Here is a 21270-nt window from a genome sequence, read left to right as displayed (position 1 = left end):
TTTTAAGCAAGTTTAGATTTAAGAGACGAATTCATTTGTTGGATTCGTCTTCTTTTATTTGATTATGAATAATCTAAATTAAATTTAAGGAACGCTTCATGATATCAAATCTTTTATTTCCAATTTGCATAAACTATTTTAATACATTAATATTATAATTGATTAAATTTAAGGTGGTGAATTTATGTCAACAGTTATAGTAATTGGTGGTGGTCCTGCAGGCATGATGGCTGCAATAGCTGCATCTAAAAAACATAATACTATATTGATTGAAAAAAACGAAAAACTTGGAAAAAAATTATACATAACAGGAAAAGGAAGATGTAATGTAACTAATGCTAAAGATATAAATGATTTTTTTGATTACATACCAGGTAATTCTACTTTTTTATATAGTGCTCTTTATACATTTACTAATGAAGACACAATGAATTTTTTTAAAAATTTAGATGTTGAATTAAAAGTAGAGAGAGGAGATAGGGTATTTCCAAAATCCGATAAATCTTCCGATATAATAAGTGCATTAGAGAAAGCTTTACGAAAAAATAATGTGGATATAAGATTAAATACAAAGGTTAAAAAATTTGTATTTGAAAATAATATAATAAATGCAGTACAACTTGAAGATGGTTCAACTATTAAAGGTGATGATTTCGTATTGTGTACAGGTGGAGTTTCTTATCCTCAAACTGGTTCCACTGGTGAAGGTTTTAAAATTGCACAGGGGCTAGGACATAATGTAACAAATCTTATGCCTTCATTAGTTCCTATCGAAATAGAAGAAGATTGGGTAAAAGAACTGCAAGGTCTTTCTTTGAAAAATGTAGAATTAACTATTAAGGATAGCAAAAAGAAAATTCTTTATAAGGATTTTGGAGAAATGCTCTTTACTCATTTTGGTATTTCAGGTCCTATAGTTTTGAGTGCAAGTAGGATCATAAACAAATCTAATAATTTAAAAGCTATTATTGATTTAAAACCTGCACTATCAAATGAAGAATTAGATAAGAGAATACAAAAAGATTTTTCTAAATGTTTAAATAAGGATTTTAAAAATTCTCTAGATGAACTTCTTCCCAAAAAACTTATAAGTATAATAATTGCTCTTTCAGGAATAGATCCAATTAAAAAGGTAAATTTAATTACAAAAGAAGAAAGAAAAAATTTAGTGAATTTAGTTAAAAAACTACCATTAAATGTAAAAGGCCTTAGACCTATAGCAGAGGCAATAGTTACTGCTGGAGGTGTAAATGTTAAAGAAATAGATCCTTCTACAATGAAATCTAAAATATTAAATAATTTATATTTTGCTGGTGAAATTATTGATGTAGATGCCTATACAGGTGGGTTTAATATACAGATAGCCCTCTCAACAGGTTATTTAGCAGGTACTAAAATAGATGAATAAAGAAATTATTTAAATACAAGTGCTTAAATGAGTATTAAGATTTAATAGGTTTTTATTTAATAAATTATGGAATAAAATAAAGGATTTTATATTTTTTTATAGAATATATATAAGATATGTGTTATAAAGCAAATGACAAAATATATATATTTATGTTACTTTTTAGAAAGGCGGAATGAAAATTTGAGTATTTCTGTAGCAATTGATGGACCTGCTGGCGCAGGAAAGAGTACAATAGCTAATATTATAGCTACTAAATTTAATTTAATGTATATAAATACTGGTTCTATGTATAGGGCTGTTACACTAATGTGCTTAAGGAATAATATAAATTATAAAGATGTTAATTCTGTATGTGCTCTTACAAATTCTCTGGATATGTATTTTAAAGGTGAATCACTGATAGTTAATGGTGAAGATGTAAGCGAAGAAATTAGAAACATTGAAGTAAGCAATAATGTATCTAATTATGCTGCTATACCTGAAGTAAGAGAAATACTTGTAAAACTCCAGCAAGATATAGCAAATAAATATGATGTGATAATGGATGGAAGAGATATTGGTACTGTAGTTTTAAAAGATTCTCCTCTTAAGTTCTTTTTAACTGCTAGTGCAGAAGAAAGAGCAAAAAGAAGATATGAAGAGCTTAAGGAAAAGTGCATTGCTGTAGAATATAATAACATACTAAATGATATACTAAAAAGAGATTATATAGATTCTAATAGGGAAGTAAATCCTTTAAGAAAAGCTCATGATGCTGTAGAAATAGATTCTTCCAAACTATCTATAGATGATGTAATCAGCGTAATATCTGGTTACATAGAAAACTATATAAAAAATCAAATATGATTGAAGGTGATTGAAGGTGAAAATTGTTTTAGCAGATGAAGCTGGTTTCTGCTTTGGAGTAAAAAGGGCAGTGGAAGAAGCAGAAAATGTGCAAAAAAAGTATAATAAGAAAGTTTTTACTTTAGGACCTTTAATTCATAATAGTGATGTAGTTAATTACTTAAAAGAGAAAAATATATATCCAATAGAATTAAATACTATAAATGATCTAAATAAAGACGATATAGTTATAATAAGATCCCATGGCGTTCCAAGAAAAACTATAGAACTGCTGCAAAGCAAGTCTTTAAACATAATTGATGCTACATGTCCTTATGTAGCAAATATACATAAAAAAGTTGATGAATACTATAAACTAGGTTATTCCATACTTATTGTAGGTGATAAAAATCATCCAGAAGTTGTAGGTATTAATGGATGGTGTGAAAATAAAGCAATTATATCTAAGGATGGTTCAGATTTAAAAAATTTGCCCTCAAAAATATGCGTTGTTTCACAAACCACTGAAAAACAGGAAAATTGGAAAAGAGTTTTAAGTATAATAGTTAAAAATTGTAAAGAAATTGTTGCATTTAACACTATATGTAGTGCAACTGAGTTAAGACAAAATTCGGCTGAAAAACTTTCTAAAAAAGTAGATTTTATGGTGGTTCTAGGTGGACGAAATAGTTCTAATACTACTAAGCTTTATGAAATATGCAAAAATAACTGCTCAAATACTATTCATGTTGAAAATTCAGGAGAAATACCTGATGATATAATTAATTCTAAAATAAATACTATAGGTGTTACAGCAGGTGCTTCAACACCTCACTGGATAATAAAGGAGGCAATTTCAAAAATGTGCGAAGGGAAAAATCTAGAAATGAGTGAGCAGCTAGCTTACATGGAACAAAATGATAGACAAATAATAGTAGGTCAAGTAATTACAGGTACTGTAATTACAGTAAATGAAAAAGAAGCATTTCTAAATATAGGTTATAAATCAGATGGTTTACTTCCTAAATCAGAAGTAACAAAGGATGATAATTTAAATTTAGCAGATTTAATTCAAGTTGGAAATGAATTAGAAGTTAAGGTTATAAGAAGAAAAAACGAAGATGGTTATGTAGTTCTATCTAAAATAGAGATTCAAAGAGAAAGTTCTTTTAAAGAAATTAAAGAAGCAAGTGAAAATAAAAATTCATTAAAAGTATTAGTTAAAGATGCAGTAAAGGGAGGACTAGTTGCAACTTATAAGGGTATAAGAATATTTATACCTGCGTCACATGTAGAACTTTTTCATGTAAATGATCTTTCTTCATATATAGGCAAAGAACTAGAAGTAAATATAATAGAATTTAAAGAAGAAAGAAAAGGAAGAAGAATAGTAGCTTCAAGAAGAGAATTATTAAAATCAGAAAAAGAAGTTAAAGAACAAGGAACATGGAATTCACTAGAAAAGGATACTGTTGTAGAAGGTGAAGTTAAGAGATTAACTAATTTTGGTGCCTTTGTAGATGTACAAGGAGTTGACGGACTTCTTCATGTATCAGAAATATCTTGGGGCAGGGTGGAAAAGCCTGAAGATTCGCTTAAAATAGGAAAGAAAGTAAAAGTTTATATACTTGATATAGACAAAGAGAAGAAAAAGCTTTCTTTATCTATTAAAAAGACTATAGAGGACCCTTGGACTAATGTAGATATTAAATATCCTGTAGGAAATATAGTTCTTGGAAAGGTAGTTCGTTTTGCTAATTTTGGTGCTTTTGTTGAATTGGAACCAGGTGTAGATGCTTTGGTTCATATATCTCAAATAAGTCACAAGAGAATAAATAAGCCTGAAGATGCCTTAAAAATAGGTGAAGAAATAAAAGCAAAAATATTAGAAGTAAATAAAGAAAATAAAAAGATAGGATTAAGTATTAAAGAAGTAGATGAAATTTAATATTTTAGAATAATTTTTGTAAAATGCGTGTAATATAAAATATAGAGCACGCATTTTTTATATACATGTTGAATAAACCCTATAGTATTTAAGAGAGATTTTTAAATAACAAGAGTTTTTTTATGTATATTATGAAAAAATACCTATATATATTGACTTTTTTATTATATTTGATAAAATTTAATTGTTATCATTTTATATAAGGGGGTAAATACGGATAATGAATGAATTAGGACGTCATATTTTAGCAGAAATTTATGGGTGTAGTTCCGAAAGCTTAAATAATAAAGAATTTATTGAAAAAGTAATGGTGGATTCTGCATTAAAGGCAGGTGCAGAAGTAAGAGAAGTTGCTTTCCATAAGTTTAGTCCTCAAGGTGTTAGTGGGGTTGTTATAATATCAGAATCCCATTTGACAATACACACCTGGCCAGAGCTTGGATACGCCGCTGTTGACGTATTTACTTGTGGTGATAAAGTAAATCCATGGGATGCATGTAATTATATGACTGAAAAATTAAATGCAAAGAATATGACCGCTACTGAGGTCAAGCGAGGAATATTTGAACAACCTGTGTCAGTTAAAGCGTCAAATATATAAGAGATCATCGATAAGATGGTCTCTTATTCGTTTAAGATTAAATAAATGTAATTAAATTTCATCTATTTTAATATATTATTGTATATATGTTTTATAGGTGGTGAAAATGTAAATGGAAAATAATGATATTACGGCTGAAAATAACATGTCAAAAAAAGAAAAAAATATGATAAATTCAGTTCTTGAAAAATATGATTTTGAAGTTATAAATTATTCTAAAGTTAGAAGTGCATATAAAATAGAAACTAACAACGGTAACGTTTGTTTGAAGAGAATAAATCATGGAAAATATAAGCCTCATAATGGGAGCTTTTTGGTAGAAGCTCTTTCAGATAAAGGGTTTTTTAATACAGCTAAATATTATAAAACTAAAACTCAAGGTAAATATGTTAAATATAAAGATATACTGTTTTATGCTACAGAATGGATAGATGGAGAAGAATGCGATTTAAGTAATATGGAAGAAGCTATAACCTGTGTAAAATTATTAGCTCAATATCACAAAGCAACAAGTGGTATAGATACTACAGAACTTAAAATACGCAATAATTTAAAAAATTGGCCCAAAATTTTTAAAGATAACTTGAGAGATTTAGAAAAGTTTGAAAGAATTGTGAAAAATAAAAAAATTAAAACTGAATTTGATTCAATGTATTCTAGCTATTTAGATAATATATACCATAGGGCAATGATATCTTTAAATTTTTTAAACACTTCCGATTATTATAAGTTATCCAGGCAAGCAGAAAAAAATAAAACTATATGTCATGATAGTTTTTATTACCAAAATATCATAAAAAAGAATAATGAATATTATATAATAGATTTAGATAGTATTATTATAGACCTTCATGTTAATGATTTGGGTAAACTTATAAGAAGGTTGATGTTCAAAAGTTCTTATGAATGGGATTTTCAAAAAGCTAAAACTTTAATAGAGGCTTATAACGAAGTTAATAAATTAGAAAAAAACGAATTAGAAGTAATGCTTGCTTTAATAGTTTTTCCACATAAGTTTTGGAAACTTGGTAGAAAAAGATATATCAAATATAAAAACTGGGATGAAAGCAAATATATTCACAAATTAAACAGACTTATGAAATATAATGATATGCAGAATAAATTTTTAGAAGAATATTTAAATTATATTGAAATTTACTAACAAGATTATTAGTAAATTTGACTAAAAATAACTTAGGAATTATACTTAAAATAAAGTGCTATTAATAATTTTCAATTATGAGGATAATTAACATGTTTCAATGCGTAAGACTAAATAAAAAGAATTTTGATATTTTCAAAAAACTAAATACAAGTAATTCTAGTTTTAATTCTTTAAACAAAGATTTCTTTGAAGCTTATGATAAATGTAATTTTGCTAGCCAAATGTTTTTGAAACGAAAAGTTAAATTACTAAAAAAACAAGATGATTATATAGGATACATTTGGTTTGAGATGGAAGATAAAAATAATTGTAATATAAATTCTTTAAATGTACCTAAAGTACATAATCATTTGCCTTACAAGTTTTTAATAGATGCTCTAAGGCGTAATTGTACTATTTCATATTTGTGTGAAAATAACAATTATAATTTTGAAGTTTTGAAGAGTATAGGTTTTTATAGAAAGGATGGAACTTTAATACTTTCATACTGTATTGAAGATCATATACCATTAATACAAAAAGAAGGCTTAGAGTTTCAAATTTTTAGATTAGGTGTTGATGAGAAATTAAGATGCGATATACAAAATAAAATATTTAAAGATGATTCTAGAATACCATTAACATTGGAAGATATATATTTTGATGAGATGCAGAATTATTACGTTCAGAATGGCTCTATATTCTTAAAAAGAAATGAGGAATACATTGGGTATGGTCAAATAATATTAGAGGATGATATGCCAGTTATAGTGAATTTTGGTATACTTGAAGAATATAGAGGATGCGGATATAGTAAAGTATTGCTTAGATATCTTTTTAATATAATTAAATGCAATAATTTTACTGAAGTAAAAATAAAAGTGAAATCTTCAAATAAAGTAGCATTAAATTTATATAAAAGTTTAGGTTCTAAAATAATAGGACAAATATATAAATGGCAATTAAAAAAATAATCTCTGTTATAATACAGAGATTATTTTTTTATAATATTTTCAATTGGAACATAAGCTGATTTTAATTGAAACATGGATTCACACTGAATTTGTTGGAAATAGTTCCTATCTCCAATACATTCACATCTTACTAAATCCTTATCTTTTTCAAGTTGATCTGATTTTTTCATATCATGCATAAAATAGTCCCTCCTTTTAAGAGTAGTTTACCCTAAAAGGAGGGATTTATTAATTAATTTTTTAGATATTTTAGTAATATTTAGCAAGAACGGTACCTAATCTCTTTACTCCTTCTACTATTTTATCCTCAGGCATACAAGAATAGTTTAATCTAAAATAATTTGGATGACCACCATTAGGGAAGAATGAACCACCAGGAACATATGCAACATTTTCTTTTAAAGCTTCTTTTAATATTTCTGCAGCATCAAGTCCTTCTTTTAATTTAACCCATGTAAATAAACCTCCATAAGGATTTGTATGAGTTACTTCTTTAGGGAAGTATTTATCCAAACATTCAAGCATTAAAGTTCTACGTTTTCCGTAAACTTTTTTTATACTTTCGATATGTTCATCTAAATTATAAGTTTCCATAAATAATGCTGTTGCTCTTTGATCTAATGTGCTGCATTGTAAATCAGCACCTTGCTTTACTACTATATATTTTTCTAGTATTTCAGGTGCAGCACATATCCAACCTAATCTTAAACCAGGACAGAAATTTTTTGAAAATGTTCCAAGATAAATGACCCATCCTTCTTTGTCAAAGCTTTTTATAGAAGGATGTCTTGTTCCTTCAAATATAAGATCTCCATAAGGATTATCTTCGATTACAGGAATTTTGTATTCTGCTGCTAATTCAGCAACTTTCTTTCTTCTATCATCTGACATAGTAATTCCAGTTGGATTTTGAAAGTCAGGTATAGTGTATATCATTTTAGCATTAGGATTTGCTTTTAATGCTTTTTCTAAATCTTCCATTATCATACCATGCTCATCCATTGGTACTTCTACAAATTTTGGCATATATGCTTTAAATGCATTAATAGCGCCTAAATAACTAGGACTTTCACAAATAATTACATCGCCTTCATTTACAAATACTTTAGCTGAAAATTCTATTCCTTGTTGTGAACCTGTTGTCATAGCTATATCATCAGCAGTAACACTTACTTTTGCAGGAGTCATTCTTTGTTTAGCGATTACTTCTCTTAAAGGTTTAAAACCTTCTGTAGAACTATATTGTAAAGCTACTTTTCCATCTCTTTCTAAGACTTTTTGCATGATTCCTTCCATTTCTTTAACAGGAAATAATTCAGGAGCAGGTAATCCACCAGCAAAAGAAATGATTTCAGGCATTTCTGTTAACTTTAAAAGCTCTCTAATTTCTGATGCCTTTAGGCCATCAGCTCTTTCTGAAAAACGTATATCCATAAAAATCCCTCCGAAAAATTATATAATATTTGGTGTCTATATTAATATCTATTCTATAAAAAACAAAAAAATCCTTTTTATTTTATAGAAAATTGCATATTGTTTCAAGCATATACTATAATTGATATAAAATTCAGCTAATTTAAAAACGTTTTCAGAGTGGACAAAATGCTTTTTTATGTTAATAATATTACAATTTTTCATTCACTATTTTACTGATAATAAAGATTAAATATGGTGTTTTTTAAACATTAGGTATTTAAATTTGAAAAACGTTTACACAGGCTTACATCAGGTTATTTATACTAAATATTAAAAAATAAGAAAAATTCAAAATTAAAAGATGCAAATGTTTGATAATGAGTACGCTTCAATGTGAACTTATTATTAGTGAAGTAGAATTCATTTCATTTTGTATTAATGTATTTAAATTTTAAAAATTTAGTAGCTTTTTATATATATAAATAATATAAAATAGATATTAGTAAAAAAATATAGTATAATGTAAAAGGTTAAGTATACAACAATGAAATAAGTAGCATAAATGTAGAGGTGAAATAATTGAACAATGAATTAAAAGTTAAAGAAAAGAATAATAAGCTATTTTTTATAGAAACTTGGGGCTGTCAGATGAATGAAGAGGATTCTGAAAAGTTATCTGGAATGCTTAAAAAAATCGGTTATGAAAGAACTGAAGTAAAACAAGATTCTGATTTAATAATATTTAATACTTGCTGCGTAAGAGAAAATGCTGAATTAAAAGTATATGGAAATCTTGGTGCACTAAAAAAGCTTAAGGATAAAAAACCTGATTTGATAATAGCAATATGCGGATGTATGATGCAGCAAGAAGGAATGGCAAAGGAAATAGTAAAAAGATTTCCTTTTGTAGATATTATATTTGGAACTCATAATGCATATAAATTCCCAGAGTATTTAAATAGAGTAAAACAAGAACAAAATTCTATAATTGAAATTCAAAATAAAGAAGATGGAATTGTTGAAGGACTTCCAATAGACAGAAAAAGCGATGTTAAAGCTTTTGTTACAATAATGTATGGATGCAATAATTTTTGTACTTATTGTATAGTTCCATTTGTAAGAGGTAGAGAAAGAAGCAGAAAACCAGAAGATATCGAAAATGAAATAAAAGATTTAATATCAAAGGGTTATAAAGAAATCACTTTACTTGGACAAAACGTTAATTCTTATGGTAAGGATTTAGAGCCTAAAATAAGCTTTGCAAATCTTTTAAGAAGAATAAATGAAATAGAAGGATTAGAAAGAATTAAGTTTATGACTCCTCATCCTAAGGATTTTACACAGGATGTACTAGATGCTATTGCAGAGTGTGACAATGTGTGTGAACAAGTACATTTACCTGTACAATCAGGATCAAGCAGGATATTAAAAAAGATGAATAGACATTACACAAAAGAACAGTATCTTGATTTAGTACGCAGAATAAGAGAAACGATACCTGATGCAGCTATAACTACAGATATTATAGTAGGTTTTCCAGGAGAAACAGAAGAAGATTTTGAAGAAACTTTAAGTTTAGCAAGAGAAGTACAATATGATTCTGCATTTACATTTATATATTCAAGAAGAAAAGGAACCCCTGCAGATGAAATGGAAGAACAAATAGATGAAGATGTGAAGCATGAAAGATTTAATAGGTTAGTAGAAATAATCAATGCTTCTAGTGCTAAAAATAATAAAAAATACGAAGGCAGAATTGAAGAAATTTTAGTTGAAGACTTGAGCAAAAATGATGATACTAAATTGACTGGAAGAACAAGAACAGGTAAACTTGTTAATTTTCCTGGCAGTAAAGATAATATAGGAAAACTTGTTAAAGTTAAAATTATTAAAGCAAATTCATTTTCATTAATAGGAGAAGAAATTTAAAGTGGCAAGGGGATATTATTTCCCTTGCCACATGGTTTAGAGGAGGTTTTTAATTTGGGTTTAACTCCAATGATGCAGCAATATTTAGATGCAAAAGAAGGATGTAAGGACTGCATACTTTTTTTTAGATTAGGAGACTTTTATGAAATGTTCTTTGAAGACGCGGAAATAGCTTCTAAAGAACTAGAACTTGTACTTACAGGCAGGGATTGCGGTTTAGAAAATAGAGCTCCTATGTGTGGTATACCTTATCATGCTGCTAATAGCTATATAAGTAGATTAATAAATAAAGGGTATAAAGTTGCCATTTGTGAACAACTTGAAGATCCATCTCAAGCTAAAGGAATAGTTAAAAGGGGAATTATAAAAGTAATTACTCCCGGTACATATACAGATGCTTCTTTTTTAGAAGAAAATAAGAATAACTATATAATGTCTTTATACTTAGAAAAAGAAAAAAATATGTGTGCACTATGTTTTGCAGATGTGTCTACAGGAGAATTTAACTGCACAGATATGGAATTTAATTTAGCAACTTTGCTGGATGAAATTTCTAAGTATTCACCAAAGGAAATATTGACACAAGATAATTTAGATGAAAAGATACAAAAGGATATAAAGGAAAGATTTAGTTCATCCTTTACAAGTCTTTCTGAAGAGTTTTTTATTTTAAACTCAAAAGAATTGTTAAGCAAACAATTTAGCAGCTTTAAAGAAGATGATTATAATGAAACTTTAGTCAAATGTTCAAATGGTCTTTTGAAATATATTGTTGAAACGCAAAAAACTTCATTATCGCATATTAACTGTTTTAATTATTATAATGTAGTGGACTATATGGCTATAGATATAAATTCTAGAAGAAATTTAGAATTAACTGAAACTTTACGTGATAAAAGTAAAAAAGGATCTCTTCTTTGGGTAATGGATAGAACAAACACAGCTATGGGAGGAAGGCAACTTAGAAAGTGGATAGAACAACCTTTAATAAATAGCAGTTCCATAAAATTAAGGCTTGATTCTGTAGAAGAGTTATTAAACAATTTATCTGTTCATGAAGATTTAAAGGAAGCTCTAAAAGAAATTTATGATATAGAAAGATTAGTTGGAAAAATATCTTCTAAAAACGTTAATGCAAAAGAGTTGATATCTCTTAAGGGTTCCATAAAAAAAATACCAATTATTAAAAAAATACTTTCAAATTTTGAAACTACCCTTCTTCATAATATGGGCGTTAAATTAGATGAACTGCAAGATATATATGAAATATTAGATAAGGCTATAATAGATACTCCTTCTATATCTTTAAAGGAAGGTAATCTTATAAAAGAAGGATATAATGAAGAAGTTGATGAATTAAAATTAGCAAAAGCACATGGTAAGGATTGGATTGCTTCTCTTGAAAACAGCGAAAGAGAAATTACAGGTATTAAATCCTTAAAGGTTGGATACAACAAAGTTTTTGGATACTATATTGAGGTAACAAAGTCTAATTTAAGTTCTATTCCTGAAGGAAGGTACATAAGAAAACAAACTTTAGCTAATGCAGAAAGATATATAACTCCTAGTCTTAAAGAAATGGAAGATAAAATACTTGGAGCAGAAGAAAAGCTTATTAATTTGGAATATGACATTTTTATTGATGTAAGAGATAAAATAGAAAAGCAAGTAGATAGAATGCAAGAAACTGCAAAAATTATATCTGAAATAGACTGTTTAAGTTCTCTTGCTACTATAGCTTTAGAAAACAATTACTGCAAGCCAGAAATCAGCAGCAAGGAAGATATTTATATTGAAGAGGGAAGACATCCTGTAGTAGAAAAGATGATATCTTCAGGAAACTTTATATCAAATGATACTGTTATAAATACTTCTGATGAACAGCTTTTAATCATAACAGGTCCTAATATGGCAGGAAAATCTACTTATATGAGACAAGTAGCTTTAATTGTGCTTATGGCCCAAATAGGAAGTTTTGTTCCTGCTAAAAAGGCAGTAATATCTGTTTGTGATAAAATATTTACAAGAATAGGCGCTTCTGATGATTTAGCTGCTGGTAAAAGTACTTTTATGGTTGAAATGTGGGAAGTGTCAAATATATTAAAGAATGCTACAAATAAAAGCTTGATATTATTAGATGAAGTTGGAAGAGGAACTAGCACCTATGATGGTTTAAGTATAGCTTGGTCTGTAATAGAGTATATTTGCAACAGCAAAAAACTTAAGTGTAAAACATTATTTGCTACCCATTATCATGAACTTACCAAACTAGAAAGCATAATTAAAGGTGTAAAAAATTATTCAGTGTCTGTAAAAGAAATTGGCAGTGACATTGTATTTTTGAGAAAAATTATACGGGGTGGAGCAGACCAATCTTACGGCATAGAAGTAGCAAAATTAGCAGGTCTCCCTGATAAGGTTATTGAAAGAGCAAAAGAGATACTAAATTCCATTGAAAATGAGAAAAGCAGTGATATAGATGTTAATGAAATTTCAAACAATAATGTTCAAGTAAATAAAGAACATATAGCACATCCACAAAAGGAATATATAAGTGTTGATGAAGATATGACATCTAAAAAATTAAAAGGTAATAATTTGACAATTAAAGAAAATAAAAACGTACCTCTTCAAATGGGTTTTACTGATATAGAAAAGGAAAATTTAATAAAAGAAATAACTTCTCTTGATGTATTAAGTATGACACCTATGGATGGATTTAATAAGCTTTATGATATAATAAAAAAAGCAAAGGAACTTAACTAGGTACGTATAAAATATAGAAACATTAAAAATAAGTAACTGGATTTTTAGTTACTTATTTTTAATAAGTCATGTAGGTGGTGAAAATGATATTTTGAAAAGAGTAAATGTATTGGATTTAGAAACATCTAATAAAATAGCAGCAGGAGAAGTAGTTGAAAGACCTTTTTCAGTAGTAAAAGAATTAGTTGAAAATAGCATAGATTCAGGAGCCAAAAATATAACTGTAGAAACCATAGATGGTGGACAGAAAAGTATAAAGGTTTTAGATGATGGAGATGGCATCCATGCAGATGATATAGAAAAAGTTTTTATGCCTCATGCTACAAGTAAAATAAAAAATATAGAGGATATCTATAGTATAAATACTATGGGATTTAGAGGAGAAGCTTTAGCTAGTATTGCTTCTGTATCAAATACTGTTTTAAGAAGTAGAGCAGAAGAATTTGATTTCGGAAAAGAAATTTCAATAAGTGGAGGAAATATAAATTATATTAAAGATGCAGCTTGTAATTTAGGAACTACCATAGAAGTTAATGATTTATTTTTTAATGTTCCTGCTAGGAAAAAGTTTTTAAAGTCTTCTAGTAGAGAATCTGCTTATATAACAGATATATTAAATAGGTTATCACTGGCTCACAGCGATGTTTCTTTTAAGCTAATCAATAATGGAAAAAAAGTACTTACAACTTATGGTACAGGAAATTTATTAGATGCTATAAGATGTGTATACGGAAAAACCATATGTGATAATGTACTAACCTTTGAAAGACATACAGATATAATGTCTATATATGGATACATTGGCAATTCTGAAATAAGCAGAGGAAGCAGAAACAATGAAAGTATATTTGTAAACAAGAGATACATAAAAAATAAGCTAATAACAGCAGCAGTGGAAAATGCCTTTAAATCTTTTTTGATGATAAACAAGTATCCTTTTTTTGTATTGTTCCTAGATATATTCCCGGAATACATAGATGTAAATGTTCATCCTACTAAATCTGAAATAAAATTTAGAGACGATAGAGAAATTTTTAAAATTATCTTTGACACTGTTCATGCAGCTTTAAGAGATAGTATTAAGGACTCCTTTAATATTCCTGTTGAAGAAATTAACAACGATTTACCTGATATAGGAGATAAAAATAAAGGTGAAGATAGTTTGCCAAAGGATAGTTTAGGAAAAGTAGAAAATAAAAAAGATTTAATACAGCTTCCTATTGATTTAAATTCAAAATGGCAGCACAATTATGAAAGTCCAAAACCTGTCCAGGATAAAAGTTATATTAAAAATCAGATACAACAATATAATAGTAAGGATTTTCAATTATGCAAAGAAAATAGCGAACTATTAAAAATAGATAGTAATTGCAAAAATGAAAATGATGAAAAGAACATTGAAATGGAAGCTAAGTTCCCTAAGCTGAATGTAATAGGGCAATTTCACAATACATATATATTAGCTCAATATGGAGATACTCTTTATCTTATAGATCAACATGCTGCTCATGAAAAAATACTATTTGAAAAATATAAAAATAGCATTAAAGAAAATGATGTGATAGCTCAAATTTTAATAACTCCTGTAATTATTGAATTATATCACGAAGATTTCTTATATTATACAGATAATAAAGAAATTTTTTCTAAAGCAGGTTTTAATATAGAGGTTTTTGGCGATAATACAATAAGTATAAGAGAAGTGCCTTTGATATTAGGTAAGCCTGATGTGAAAAATTTATTTATGGATATATTAGAAAATCTTAAGAACATGGGCTCTGGTGAAACTTGGGCGATAAAGTATAATGCTATAGCTAAGCTGGCATGTAAGGCTGCAATTAAGGCTAATGATAATTTATCTAATATAGAAATGGATGCTTTAGTAGAAGATTTAAGGTTTATAGAGGATCCATTTAATTGTCCTCATGGAAGACCTACTATAATAAAATTTACATTAAATGAGTTAGAAAAGAAATTCAAAAGAATACAATAATTATGTTAAAAGATTTATTATGAAAATGCACTTTATTTTAAAGGAAGGTTTAAGTTGTTAAGCTAAACATTACTTAACAATATGACATCCATGAAAAAGGGGGGATTTTATGAAGGATTTATTTATATTAGCAGGTCCTACAGCTGTAGGTAAGACCGATATATCCATAAAACTTGCTCAAAAATTAAATGGAGAGATAATATCTGCTGATTCCATGCAAATTTACAAGTACATGGATATAGGTTCTGCAAAAGTTACAAAGGAAGAAATGCAAAATGTACCTCATCATCTTATAGATATAATAGAACCTAATGTAAATTTTAATGTTTCTGAATATAAAAAAATGGCAGAAAAAGAAATAGAATGTATAACTTCTAAGAACAAGTTACCTATGCTAGTAGGAGGTACTGGTTTATACATTAACTCTTTAATTTACAACTATGATTTTACAGAAGCATCTACAGATTATGAATACAGACAATATCTTCATAATTTAGCAGAAACAAAGGGAAAAGAATATGTACATAGCTTACTCAAAGAAGTAGATGTTCAATCTTTTAATAGATTATATCCCAATGACTTAAAAAGAGTTATAAGAGCTCTGGAAGTTTATAAACTCACAGGAAAAACCATAAGTGAATTTAATTTAGAAAATGATATATACGATATCCCATACAATGTTTATTATTTTGTACTTACCATGAATAGAGAAAAGCTTTATGAAAGAATAAATATGAGAGTGGATATTATGCTTCAAAATGGATTAATAGAAGAAGTAAAAAAACTAAAAGAAATGGGATATTCTGCTGAAATGCAATCGATGAAGGGTATAGGATATAAGGAAATTTTATATTATTTAGATAATAAAATTTCTTTAGATGAAGCTATATATTCTATAAAAAAAGGAAGCAGAAATTATGCTAAAAGACAACTTACTTGGTTTAGAAAGGACAAAAGAGTTATTTGGATAGACAAAGATAAATTTAATGAGGATAGTGAAATCGTAGATAACATAGTAGATATTTTTGCATCATTAAAGAAATTATAATAATTAAAAGGAATTTATAATAATTTATAGAATATATAAAAATAAAACTTACGACGGAGGGTGTAGATAATATGAGTAAAACAGTTAGCAACTTACAGGATATATTTTTAAATGGTGCCAGAAAAAATAAAACTGCAGTTACTATACATTTAACTAATGGCTTTCAACTTAAAGGTAATGTAAAAGGCTTTGATAGTTTTACCGTGGTTTTAGATTGCGATGGTAAGCAAATGATGATATACAAACATGCAATATCTACTATTACACCAGCTAAAACCATTTTATTTAACAATGTTCCTTGTGAAGAGAACCAACCAGAAAAGTAAGAAAATAGGCATGTCATTGCCTATTTTTTTTTTATGTGATATTATAAACATTGTGTTATAGAGAATCTAATTGATTTATAGATAAAATTAAAAGGAGCTTGATAAAATGATTGAAATGACAAAACAAAAGTTAAAGGATTATTATGGTATAAGTGATAAAGTCATTACACTTTATGAACAAACCATAAATGATATAAAAGATGAATTTGCAAAATACGATGAAATAAGAGAATATAATCAATTAAAAGTTTTAAATGCGTTGCAACAGGAAAGAATAAGCGATTCCCATTTTACTAATTCTTCAGGATATGGATATGGAGATATAGGAAGAGATTCTTTGGATAAGGTTTATGCTAGAATATTCAACTGTGAAAGTGCGTTAGTAAGACCTCATTTTGTAAATGGTACCCATGCATTAGGAGCTGCTTTGTTTGGAAATTTAAGGCCAAATGACACTATGATGTGTATATGTGGTACACCTTATGATACATTACATAATATTATAGGAATAAATGAAAAAGAAAATATAGGTTCTTTAAAGGACTTTGGAGTAAATTACAAACAGGTTGATTTAACTTGTGATGAAAAATTTAACTATGATAAGATTAAAAATGAATTAGAAAATGATTCTAGCATAAGATTAATACATATACAAAGATCTACTGGTTACGGATGGAGAAAAGCTTTATTGGTATCAGAAATTAAAGAAATAATAGATTTTGTAAAAGGTATCAAACCTGAAGTAATATGTTTTGTTGATAACTGTTATGGAGAATTTATAGATATTCAAGAACCTACAGATGTGGGTGCTGACTTAGTTGCAGGTTCTCTTATAAAAAATATAGGGGGCGGAATAGCACCAACAGGAGGGTACATAGCTGGAAAAGAAGAATATGTTACACAAGCTTCTTATAGATTAACAATACCAGGAATAGGTGGAGAATGTGGTTCAACTTTTGGAGTTATGAGACTTTTATATCAAGGATTGTTTCTTGCACCACACGTAGCTATAGAGGCACTAAAAGGGGCTCTTTTCTGTGCAAGAATAATGGAGCTTTCTGGCTTCGAAGTACTTCCGTCTTATAAAGACAAGAGAAGTGATATAATACAAGCTATCAAGTTTAATGATAAAGAAAAATTAATAAACTTCTGTAAAGGCATTCAACAAGGATCTCCAATAGATTCTTTTGTACAATGTGAACCATGGGATATGCCAGGTTATGCTGATCAAGTAATAATGGCAGCTGGTGCTTTTGTTCAAGGTTCTTCTATCGAACTATCTGCAGATGCACCAATAAGAGAGCCTTATATAGCTTACCTTCAAGGTGGTCTTACTTTTGATCATGCTAAAATAGGTATATTAATTGCTCTTTCTAAAATAATTTAATATTAATTAAGATAAATTTAAACTGCAAAATAAAAATAGCACCTCATATATTTATGGGTACTATTTTTATTATGTGTGAAAATATAATTTTAATAATTTCTATAGAGTCCAACTAGTTTACCTAGAACCTGACAATTAGGTACAATTATCGGATTCATAGTTTTGTTTTCAGGTTGAAGTCTTATATGGTCTTTTTCTTTAAAAAATCTTTTAAGAGTAGCCTCATTATCTATTAACGCAGCAATGATATCGCCATTTTCAGCAGAATTGGTCTTTTCGATTATACAAAAATCACCATTTAGTATTCCTGCATCAATCATGCTTTCTCCACTAACCTTTAACATAAAAAGTTCCTTATTGCTTTTTACATAATCTACAGGTAAAGGAAAGGTGTCTTCTATATTTTCTACTGCTAAAATAGGCATACCTGCAGTAATAGTTCCTATTATAGGAACGTTTATCATTTCTTTTCTGTTCAAAGAATTTTCTATTACTTCTATAGTTCTAGGTTTTGTAGCATCTCTTTTTATAAGACCTTTTTTCTCTAATCTTTCCAAGTGGCCATGAACTGTAGATGTGGAACTTAATCCAACAGCTGCGCATATTTCTCTTACAGAAGGTGGATAACCTTTTTCTTTAATTTGTTCCTTTATGAATTCATAAATTTCAATCTGTTTATTGCTTTTGCGTCCTGACATAAAAACACCTCTTTAAACACCTTTATTTATCTGAATTATATCATATAATGCTGTATTTATCAAACTTATGTTCTGTGATTTTTTTGCTTATACTATTTATTTTTACAAAATTACCAAAAACATTTAATGATCAAATTATGGCAGTTGTAAACAAAAATGACTTGGAATTTAATTTATATTGTGTATAATAGTATTTAGGCTTTAAATTATTAAGCACCAAATATAATATTTTATGTTGAAAAGGGAAGGAATTAATTGATGAATAAAAAGTGTATATTTAACTCTAATAAAGATTGTACTAATTGCGGGGAATGCGATAGATGCGATTTAAATTCAAACAAGAAATGTACTAATTGCGGCAAATGTTTGGAGTTAGAAGGCTATGATATGAAGGCAATAAAAGTTGATGAAATATTAGAAGATAAAATTGATACAGAAGAACTTCAACAAGAAAACGAAAATCATTATCATTTACATGACAAGAAAAGTGAATGTACTTCTGAAGATAGCGATTTAGAAGATGATAAATTTGAAAATATGGATGATAAGATAGAATATATAGACGATATAGAAGGCTTGAGAGAAATTATCGAAGATGAAGGTGCTTTTAAAGATTTGACCTATGAAGAGTTCCCAGGGCTTATAAGGTTTAAAGGCGATGAGAGGGAATAGAAATAAAAGGCTTGTCCTAAAACAGGGGACAAAGCCTTTTGTTTTTTAATCATCTTCTTCTTGACTTAAAGGGTTGAGTTTAACAGCATCTCTCAACTTTTCATCATCTACATGAGTATAAATTTGAGTAGTAGATACATTTTCATGACCTAATATTTTTTGAAGGCTTCTTATATCCACATTTCCATACTTATACATGAGTGTTGCTGCTGTGTGTCTCAACTTATGAGGAGTATACTTTTCTGAATCCAATTCTGCATTAATTAAGTGCTTTTTTAGCATAACCTCTACAGTTCTTTTGCTCATTCTTGTATGGTTTTTACTTATAAAAAGAACATCCTTATCAATTATCTTATCTATATTTTCGCTGCGAACCTTTAAATAATTATTTAAAGCTTTAATACATGCATTGTTTAAATAAACAGTTCTCTCTTTATTTCCTTTACCTATAACAGTTAATATATCTCCTTTAATATTGGAAATATTGATGCCGCATAACTCAGAAAGTCTAAGACCACAGTTTAAAAATAAAGTTATTATACAATAATCTCTTTCCTTATTCCTGCCGGATACAGCCTTTAAGAGAGATTTACTTTCATCTAAGGTAAGATAAGTAGGGTTTCTTTTACTTATTTTTGGCGATTCTAAATCTACAGCAGGATTTTCATCTATAACTTTAGCTCTGCTGCTTAAAAATTTAAAAAAAGATTTTAATGTAGCAACTTTTCTAGCTCTAGCATAAGCACTATTTTCTCTATACTTTTCTGTAAATGATAAAAATGCATAAAGATCTGGCAAGGTTATCTTTCTCAAAAGGGAATTATCTATATCACCTATAGGAATTTCCTCAAAATCAAGAGTTTCATCATTGATTAGACCTTTATAAATTTTTAAAAATCTAAAAAACATAGTTAAATCAATTTTATAGCCTTTTATAGTATTTTGAGATTTACCTTTTATTGTTTCTAAATAGTTTAGAAAATCTATTAAACTTTGAGGTAAAGCGTTATTTCTTATTGATGCTATATTATATTTCATAGTATTAAACTCCTTCCACTTCTTTTAATATTTGTGCAACCACTTTTTTTAAAGCATCTTCTTTGTTGCTTAGCGTTAAAATAGTATATCCTTTCGCTCTACTATTCTTATCATGAGAATGCTTTTCAATTTCAATTAGGAATTTGCTCATTGTTAGAGATCTTAATATAATCACAGGTATATCTGTTTCGAAATCTGAGATTCCAAGAGCAGTTACACCAATTATAACTTCATATTTCTTGAGTTCTTGTTCAAGTAGCATATTTAATTCATATCTTATATTATTTTCGTGAGAACAACCAAGTAATTGAGTAGGCATAGTACTGCCTTTTTTTATGGATTTATAATCTCTTTTAATTACAGCTATTTTTTGAGCTTCTTTTTGGGTTCTGTTTAGACCTAATTCTTTTAACCATATTTGTATTGTTCGGGGACCAACACCATATATATTTGCTATATCTGTAGTACTTATGTTTCTTTTTATCATCAGTATATATAGATCCTTTATTATGTATTCGTAGCCTCTATGAACGTGTAAAGACTCATAATTATTATGTATTTTTTTTAATTCCATTTCATCCTTAGAATTTAAATCTATGGATAATAGTTTTTTTACATGTTCATCATATTCAAAATGCTTATATTTAAATGTTATAGTTCTACCTCTAGCCATAAAAACCTCCTAAATACATTGTAATCGTTGGTTCTATTATACTATATAACTTCGCATAATTCAATATACGAAGTTTAATAAATGTATATTTAGCGCATATAATTTTATATGTGATGAAATAGTGGTTTTCCTTATATATAAATAAGTACTATTTGTATATAATCATGCTGCTATTTAATAAAGTATTTACTTATATATTGTATTTAAAAATTACAAATTCAATATATATTAATTCTAATATTATATATAAAATGACATTTATAAAGAAAACATGCACAAAACATCAAAATACAAATGGAAGTTAATCTTTTGCACATTTTTGTAAAAAAATCTGTTATTTTTATACAACCGTATTTCAATTGATAACATTATCAATTGCTGTAGTAGGGGAAAGTTAACATTTTTTATTCATTTCTAATTT

18 protein-coding genes are annotated in these 21270 nt (G+C 27.9%); 13 read left to right on the top strand and 5 right to left on the bottom strand.

Translation table 11 applies throughout. The features are described from left to right. Window positions 1-184: 184 nt before the first annotated feature. The 6 genes from Q6H37_RS14725 to Q6H37_RS14700 all read left to right on the top strand — a co-directional run bounded on the left by Q6H37_RS14725 (window position 185) and on the right by Q6H37_RS14700 (window position 6903). Window positions 185-1408, top strand: a complete 1224-nt coding sequence (locus Q6H37_RS14725) for an NAD(P)/FAD-dependent oxidoreductase (protein ID WP_318742873.1) — start codon at window positions 185-187, stop codon at window positions 1406-1408. Window positions 1409-1591: 183 nt separating this feature from the next. After that, a complete protein-coding gene (gene cmk, locus Q6H37_RS14720; RefSeq protein WP_318742871.1) occupies window positions 1592-2257 on the top strand; it encodes a (d)CMP kinase in 666 nt (221 codons plus the stop codon). Window positions 2258-2273: 16 nt separating this feature from the next. After that, entirely contained in the window at window positions 2274-4184 is a 1911-nt protein-coding gene (locus Q6H37_RS14715) for a bifunctional 4-hydroxy-3-methylbut-2-enyl diphosphate reductase/30S ribosomal protein S1 (RefSeq protein ID WP_318742870.1), read from the top strand. 220 nt (window positions 4185-4404) lie between these two features. Next, the gene (gene speD / locus Q6H37_RS14710; RefSeq protein WP_007061045.1) at window positions 4405-4785 is read left to right on the top strand and encodes an adenosylmethionine decarboxylase; all 381 of its coding nucleotides are present in this window, start codon (window positions 4405-4407) and stop codon (window positions 4783-4785) included. A 112-nt stretch (window positions 4786-4897) separates the two neighbouring features. Then, entirely contained in the window at window positions 4898-5947 is a 1050-nt protein-coding gene (locus Q6H37_RS14705; protein WP_318742867.1) for a CotS family spore coat protein, read from the top strand. 92 nt (window positions 5948-6039) lie between these two features. Further along, complete coding sequence (locus Q6H37_RS14700) at window positions 6040-6903, top strand: GNAT family N-acetyltransferase (protein WP_318742865.1); 864 nt, start codon at window positions 6040-6042, stop codon at window positions 6901-6903. A gap of 20 nt (window positions 6904-6923) precedes the next feature. On the opposite strand, the gene Q6H37_RS14695 is transcribed toward Q6H37_RS14700, so the two are convergent. Together Q6H37_RS14695 and Q6H37_RS14690 are read right to left on the bottom strand one after the other, a co-directional pair. Next, window positions 6924-7082, bottom strand: coding sequence for a hypothetical protein (locus Q6H37_RS14695; RefSeq protein ID WP_318742863.1), 159 nt, complete (start codon window positions 7080-7082; stop codon window positions 6924-6926). A gap of 70 nt (window positions 7083-7152) precedes the next feature. Beyond that, complete coding sequence (locus Q6H37_RS14690) at window positions 7153-8337, bottom strand: PLP-dependent aminotransferase family protein (RefSeq protein ID WP_318742861.1); 1185 nt, start codon at window positions 8335-8337, stop codon at window positions 7153-7155. A gap of 561 nt (window positions 8338-8898) precedes the next feature. Between Q6H37_RS14690 and miaB the strand changes: the two genes are divergently transcribed. From miaB to Q6H37_RS14660, 6 genes are all read left to right on the top strand, one after another. Continuing rightward, complete coding sequence (miaB, locus tag Q6H37_RS14685; protein WP_318742859.1) at window positions 8899-10248, top strand: tRNA (N6-isopentenyl adenosine(37)-C2)-methylthiotransferase MiaB; 1350 nt, start codon at window positions 8899-8901, stop codon at window positions 10246-10248. 54 nt (window positions 10249-10302) lie between these two features. Next, window positions 10303-13014 carry a DNA mismatch repair protein MutS gene (gene mutS / locus Q6H37_RS14680; protein WP_318742857.1) on the top strand — a complete coding sequence of 904 codons (2712 nt, stop codon included), beginning with the start codon at window positions 10303-10305 and terminating at the stop codon, window positions 13012-13014. A gap of 91 nt (window positions 13015-13105) precedes the next feature. Next, window positions 13106-15007, top strand: coding sequence for a DNA mismatch repair endonuclease MutL (gene mutL, locus Q6H37_RS14675; protein ID WP_318742855.1), 1902 nt, complete (start codon window positions 13106-13108; stop codon window positions 15005-15007). A 109-nt stretch (window positions 15008-15116) separates the two neighbouring features. Further along, entirely contained in the window at window positions 15117-16055 is a 939-nt protein-coding gene (gene miaA / locus Q6H37_RS14670; protein ID WP_318742853.1) for a tRNA (adenosine(37)-N6)-dimethylallyltransferase MiaA, read from the top strand. A gap of 71 nt (window positions 16056-16126) precedes the next feature. After that, window positions 16127-16381 carry an RNA chaperone Hfq gene (gene hfq, locus Q6H37_RS14665; protein WP_318742851.1) on the top strand — a complete coding sequence of 85 codons (255 nt, stop codon included), beginning with the start codon at window positions 16127-16129 and terminating at the stop codon, window positions 16379-16381. A gap of 106 nt (window positions 16382-16487) precedes the next feature. Then, on the top strand, window positions 16488-17768 hold the full coding sequence (locus tag Q6H37_RS14660) for a methionine gamma-lyase family protein (RefSeq protein ID WP_318742850.1): 1281 nt from the start codon (window positions 16488-16490) through the stop codon (window positions 17766-17768). A gap of 89 nt (window positions 17769-17857) precedes the next feature. Here Q6H37_RS14660 and lexA read toward each other — a convergent pair whose 3' ends face one another. Continuing rightward, on the bottom strand, window positions 17858-18466 hold the full coding sequence (gene lexA / locus Q6H37_RS14655; RefSeq protein WP_318742848.1) for a transcriptional repressor LexA: 609 nt from the start codon (window positions 18464-18466) through the stop codon (window positions 17858-17860). Between the two features lie 258 nt (window positions 18467-18724). Here lexA and Q6H37_RS14650 point away from each other — a divergent pair, with 258 nt between their 5' ends. Further along, on the top strand, window positions 18725-19138 hold the full coding sequence (locus Q6H37_RS14650; RefSeq protein ID WP_318742846.1) for a hypothetical protein: 414 nt from the start codon (window positions 18725-18727) through the stop codon (window positions 19136-19138). A 45-nt stretch (window positions 19139-19183) separates the two neighbouring features. Here Q6H37_RS14650 and Q6H37_RS14645 read toward each other — a convergent pair whose 3' ends face one another. Continuing rightward, window positions 19184-20176 carry a tyrosine recombinase XerC gene (locus Q6H37_RS14645; protein ID WP_318742844.1) on the bottom strand — a complete coding sequence of 331 codons (993 nt, stop codon included), beginning with the start codon at window positions 20174-20176 and terminating at the stop codon, window positions 19184-19186. Window positions 20177-20180: 4 nt separating this feature from the next. After that, window positions 20181-20849, bottom strand: coding sequence for a hypothetical protein (locus Q6H37_RS14640; RefSeq protein ID WP_318742842.1), 669 nt, complete (start codon window positions 20847-20849; stop codon window positions 20181-20183). Window positions 20850-21270 lie beyond the last annotated feature (421 nt).

This window comes from Clostridium sp. JS66, from assembly GCF_033561535.1.
GTDB lineage: Bacteria > Bacillota > Clostridia > Clostridiales > Clostridiaceae > Clostridium_AM > Clostridium_AM carboxidivorans.
Note: the sequence above shows the minus strand (reverse complement) of the source record. Positions and strands in the feature narration are given on the sequence as shown.

What these genes read in the sequence shown, in the direction of transcription:
- Q6H37_RS14695 (WP_318742863.1), bottom strand. Translation starts at nt 7,082, where the DNA reads ATGCATGATATGAAAAAATCAGATCAACTTGAAAAAGATAAGGATTTA.
- hfq (WP_318742851.1), top strand. Translation starts at nt 16,127, where the DNA reads ATGAGTAAAACAGTTAGCAACTTACAGGATATATTTTTAAATGGTGCC.
- Q6H37_RS14725 (WP_318742873.1), top strand. Translation starts at nt 185, where the DNA reads ATGTCAACAGTTATAGTAATTGGTGGTGGTCCTGCAGGCATGATGGCT.
- Q6H37_RS14660 (WP_318742850.1), top strand. Translation starts at nt 16,488, where the DNA reads ATGATTGAAATGACAAAACAAAAGTTAAAGGATTATTATGGTATAAGT.
- lexA (WP_318742848.1), bottom strand. Translation starts at nt 18,466, where the DNA reads ATGTCAGGACGCAAAAGCAATAAACAGATTGAAATTTATGAATTCATA.
- speD (WP_007061045.1), top strand. Translation starts at nt 4,405, where the DNA reads ATGAATGAATTAGGACGTCATATTTTAGCAGAAATTTATGGGTGTAGT.
- Q6H37_RS14645 (WP_318742844.1), bottom strand. Translation starts at nt 20,176, where the DNA reads ATGAAATATAATATAGCATCAATAAGAAATAACGCTTTACCTCAAAGT.
- Q6H37_RS14650 (WP_318742846.1), top strand. Translation starts at nt 18,725, where the DNA reads ATGAATAAAAAGTGTATATTTAACTCTAATAAAGATTGTACTAATTGC.
- Q6H37_RS14700 (WP_318742865.1), top strand. Translation starts at nt 6,040, where the DNA reads ATGTTTCAATGCGTAAGACTAAATAAAAAGAATTTTGATATTTTCAAA.
- Q6H37_RS14705 (WP_318742867.1), top strand. Translation starts at nt 4,898, where the DNA reads ATGGAAAATAATGATATTACGGCTGAAAATAACATGTCAAAAAAAGAA.
- Q6H37_RS14640 (WP_318742842.1), bottom strand. Translation starts at nt 20,849, where the DNA reads ATGGCTAGAGGTAGAACTATAACATTTAAATATAAGCATTTTGAATAT.
- Q6H37_RS14690 (WP_318742861.1), bottom strand. Translation starts at nt 8,337, where the DNA reads ATGGATATACGTTTTTCAGAAAGAGCTGATGGCCTAAAGGCATCAGAA.
- miaA (WP_318742853.1), top strand. Translation starts at nt 15,117, where the DNA reads ATGAAGGATTTATTTATATTAGCAGGTCCTACAGCTGTAGGTAAGACC.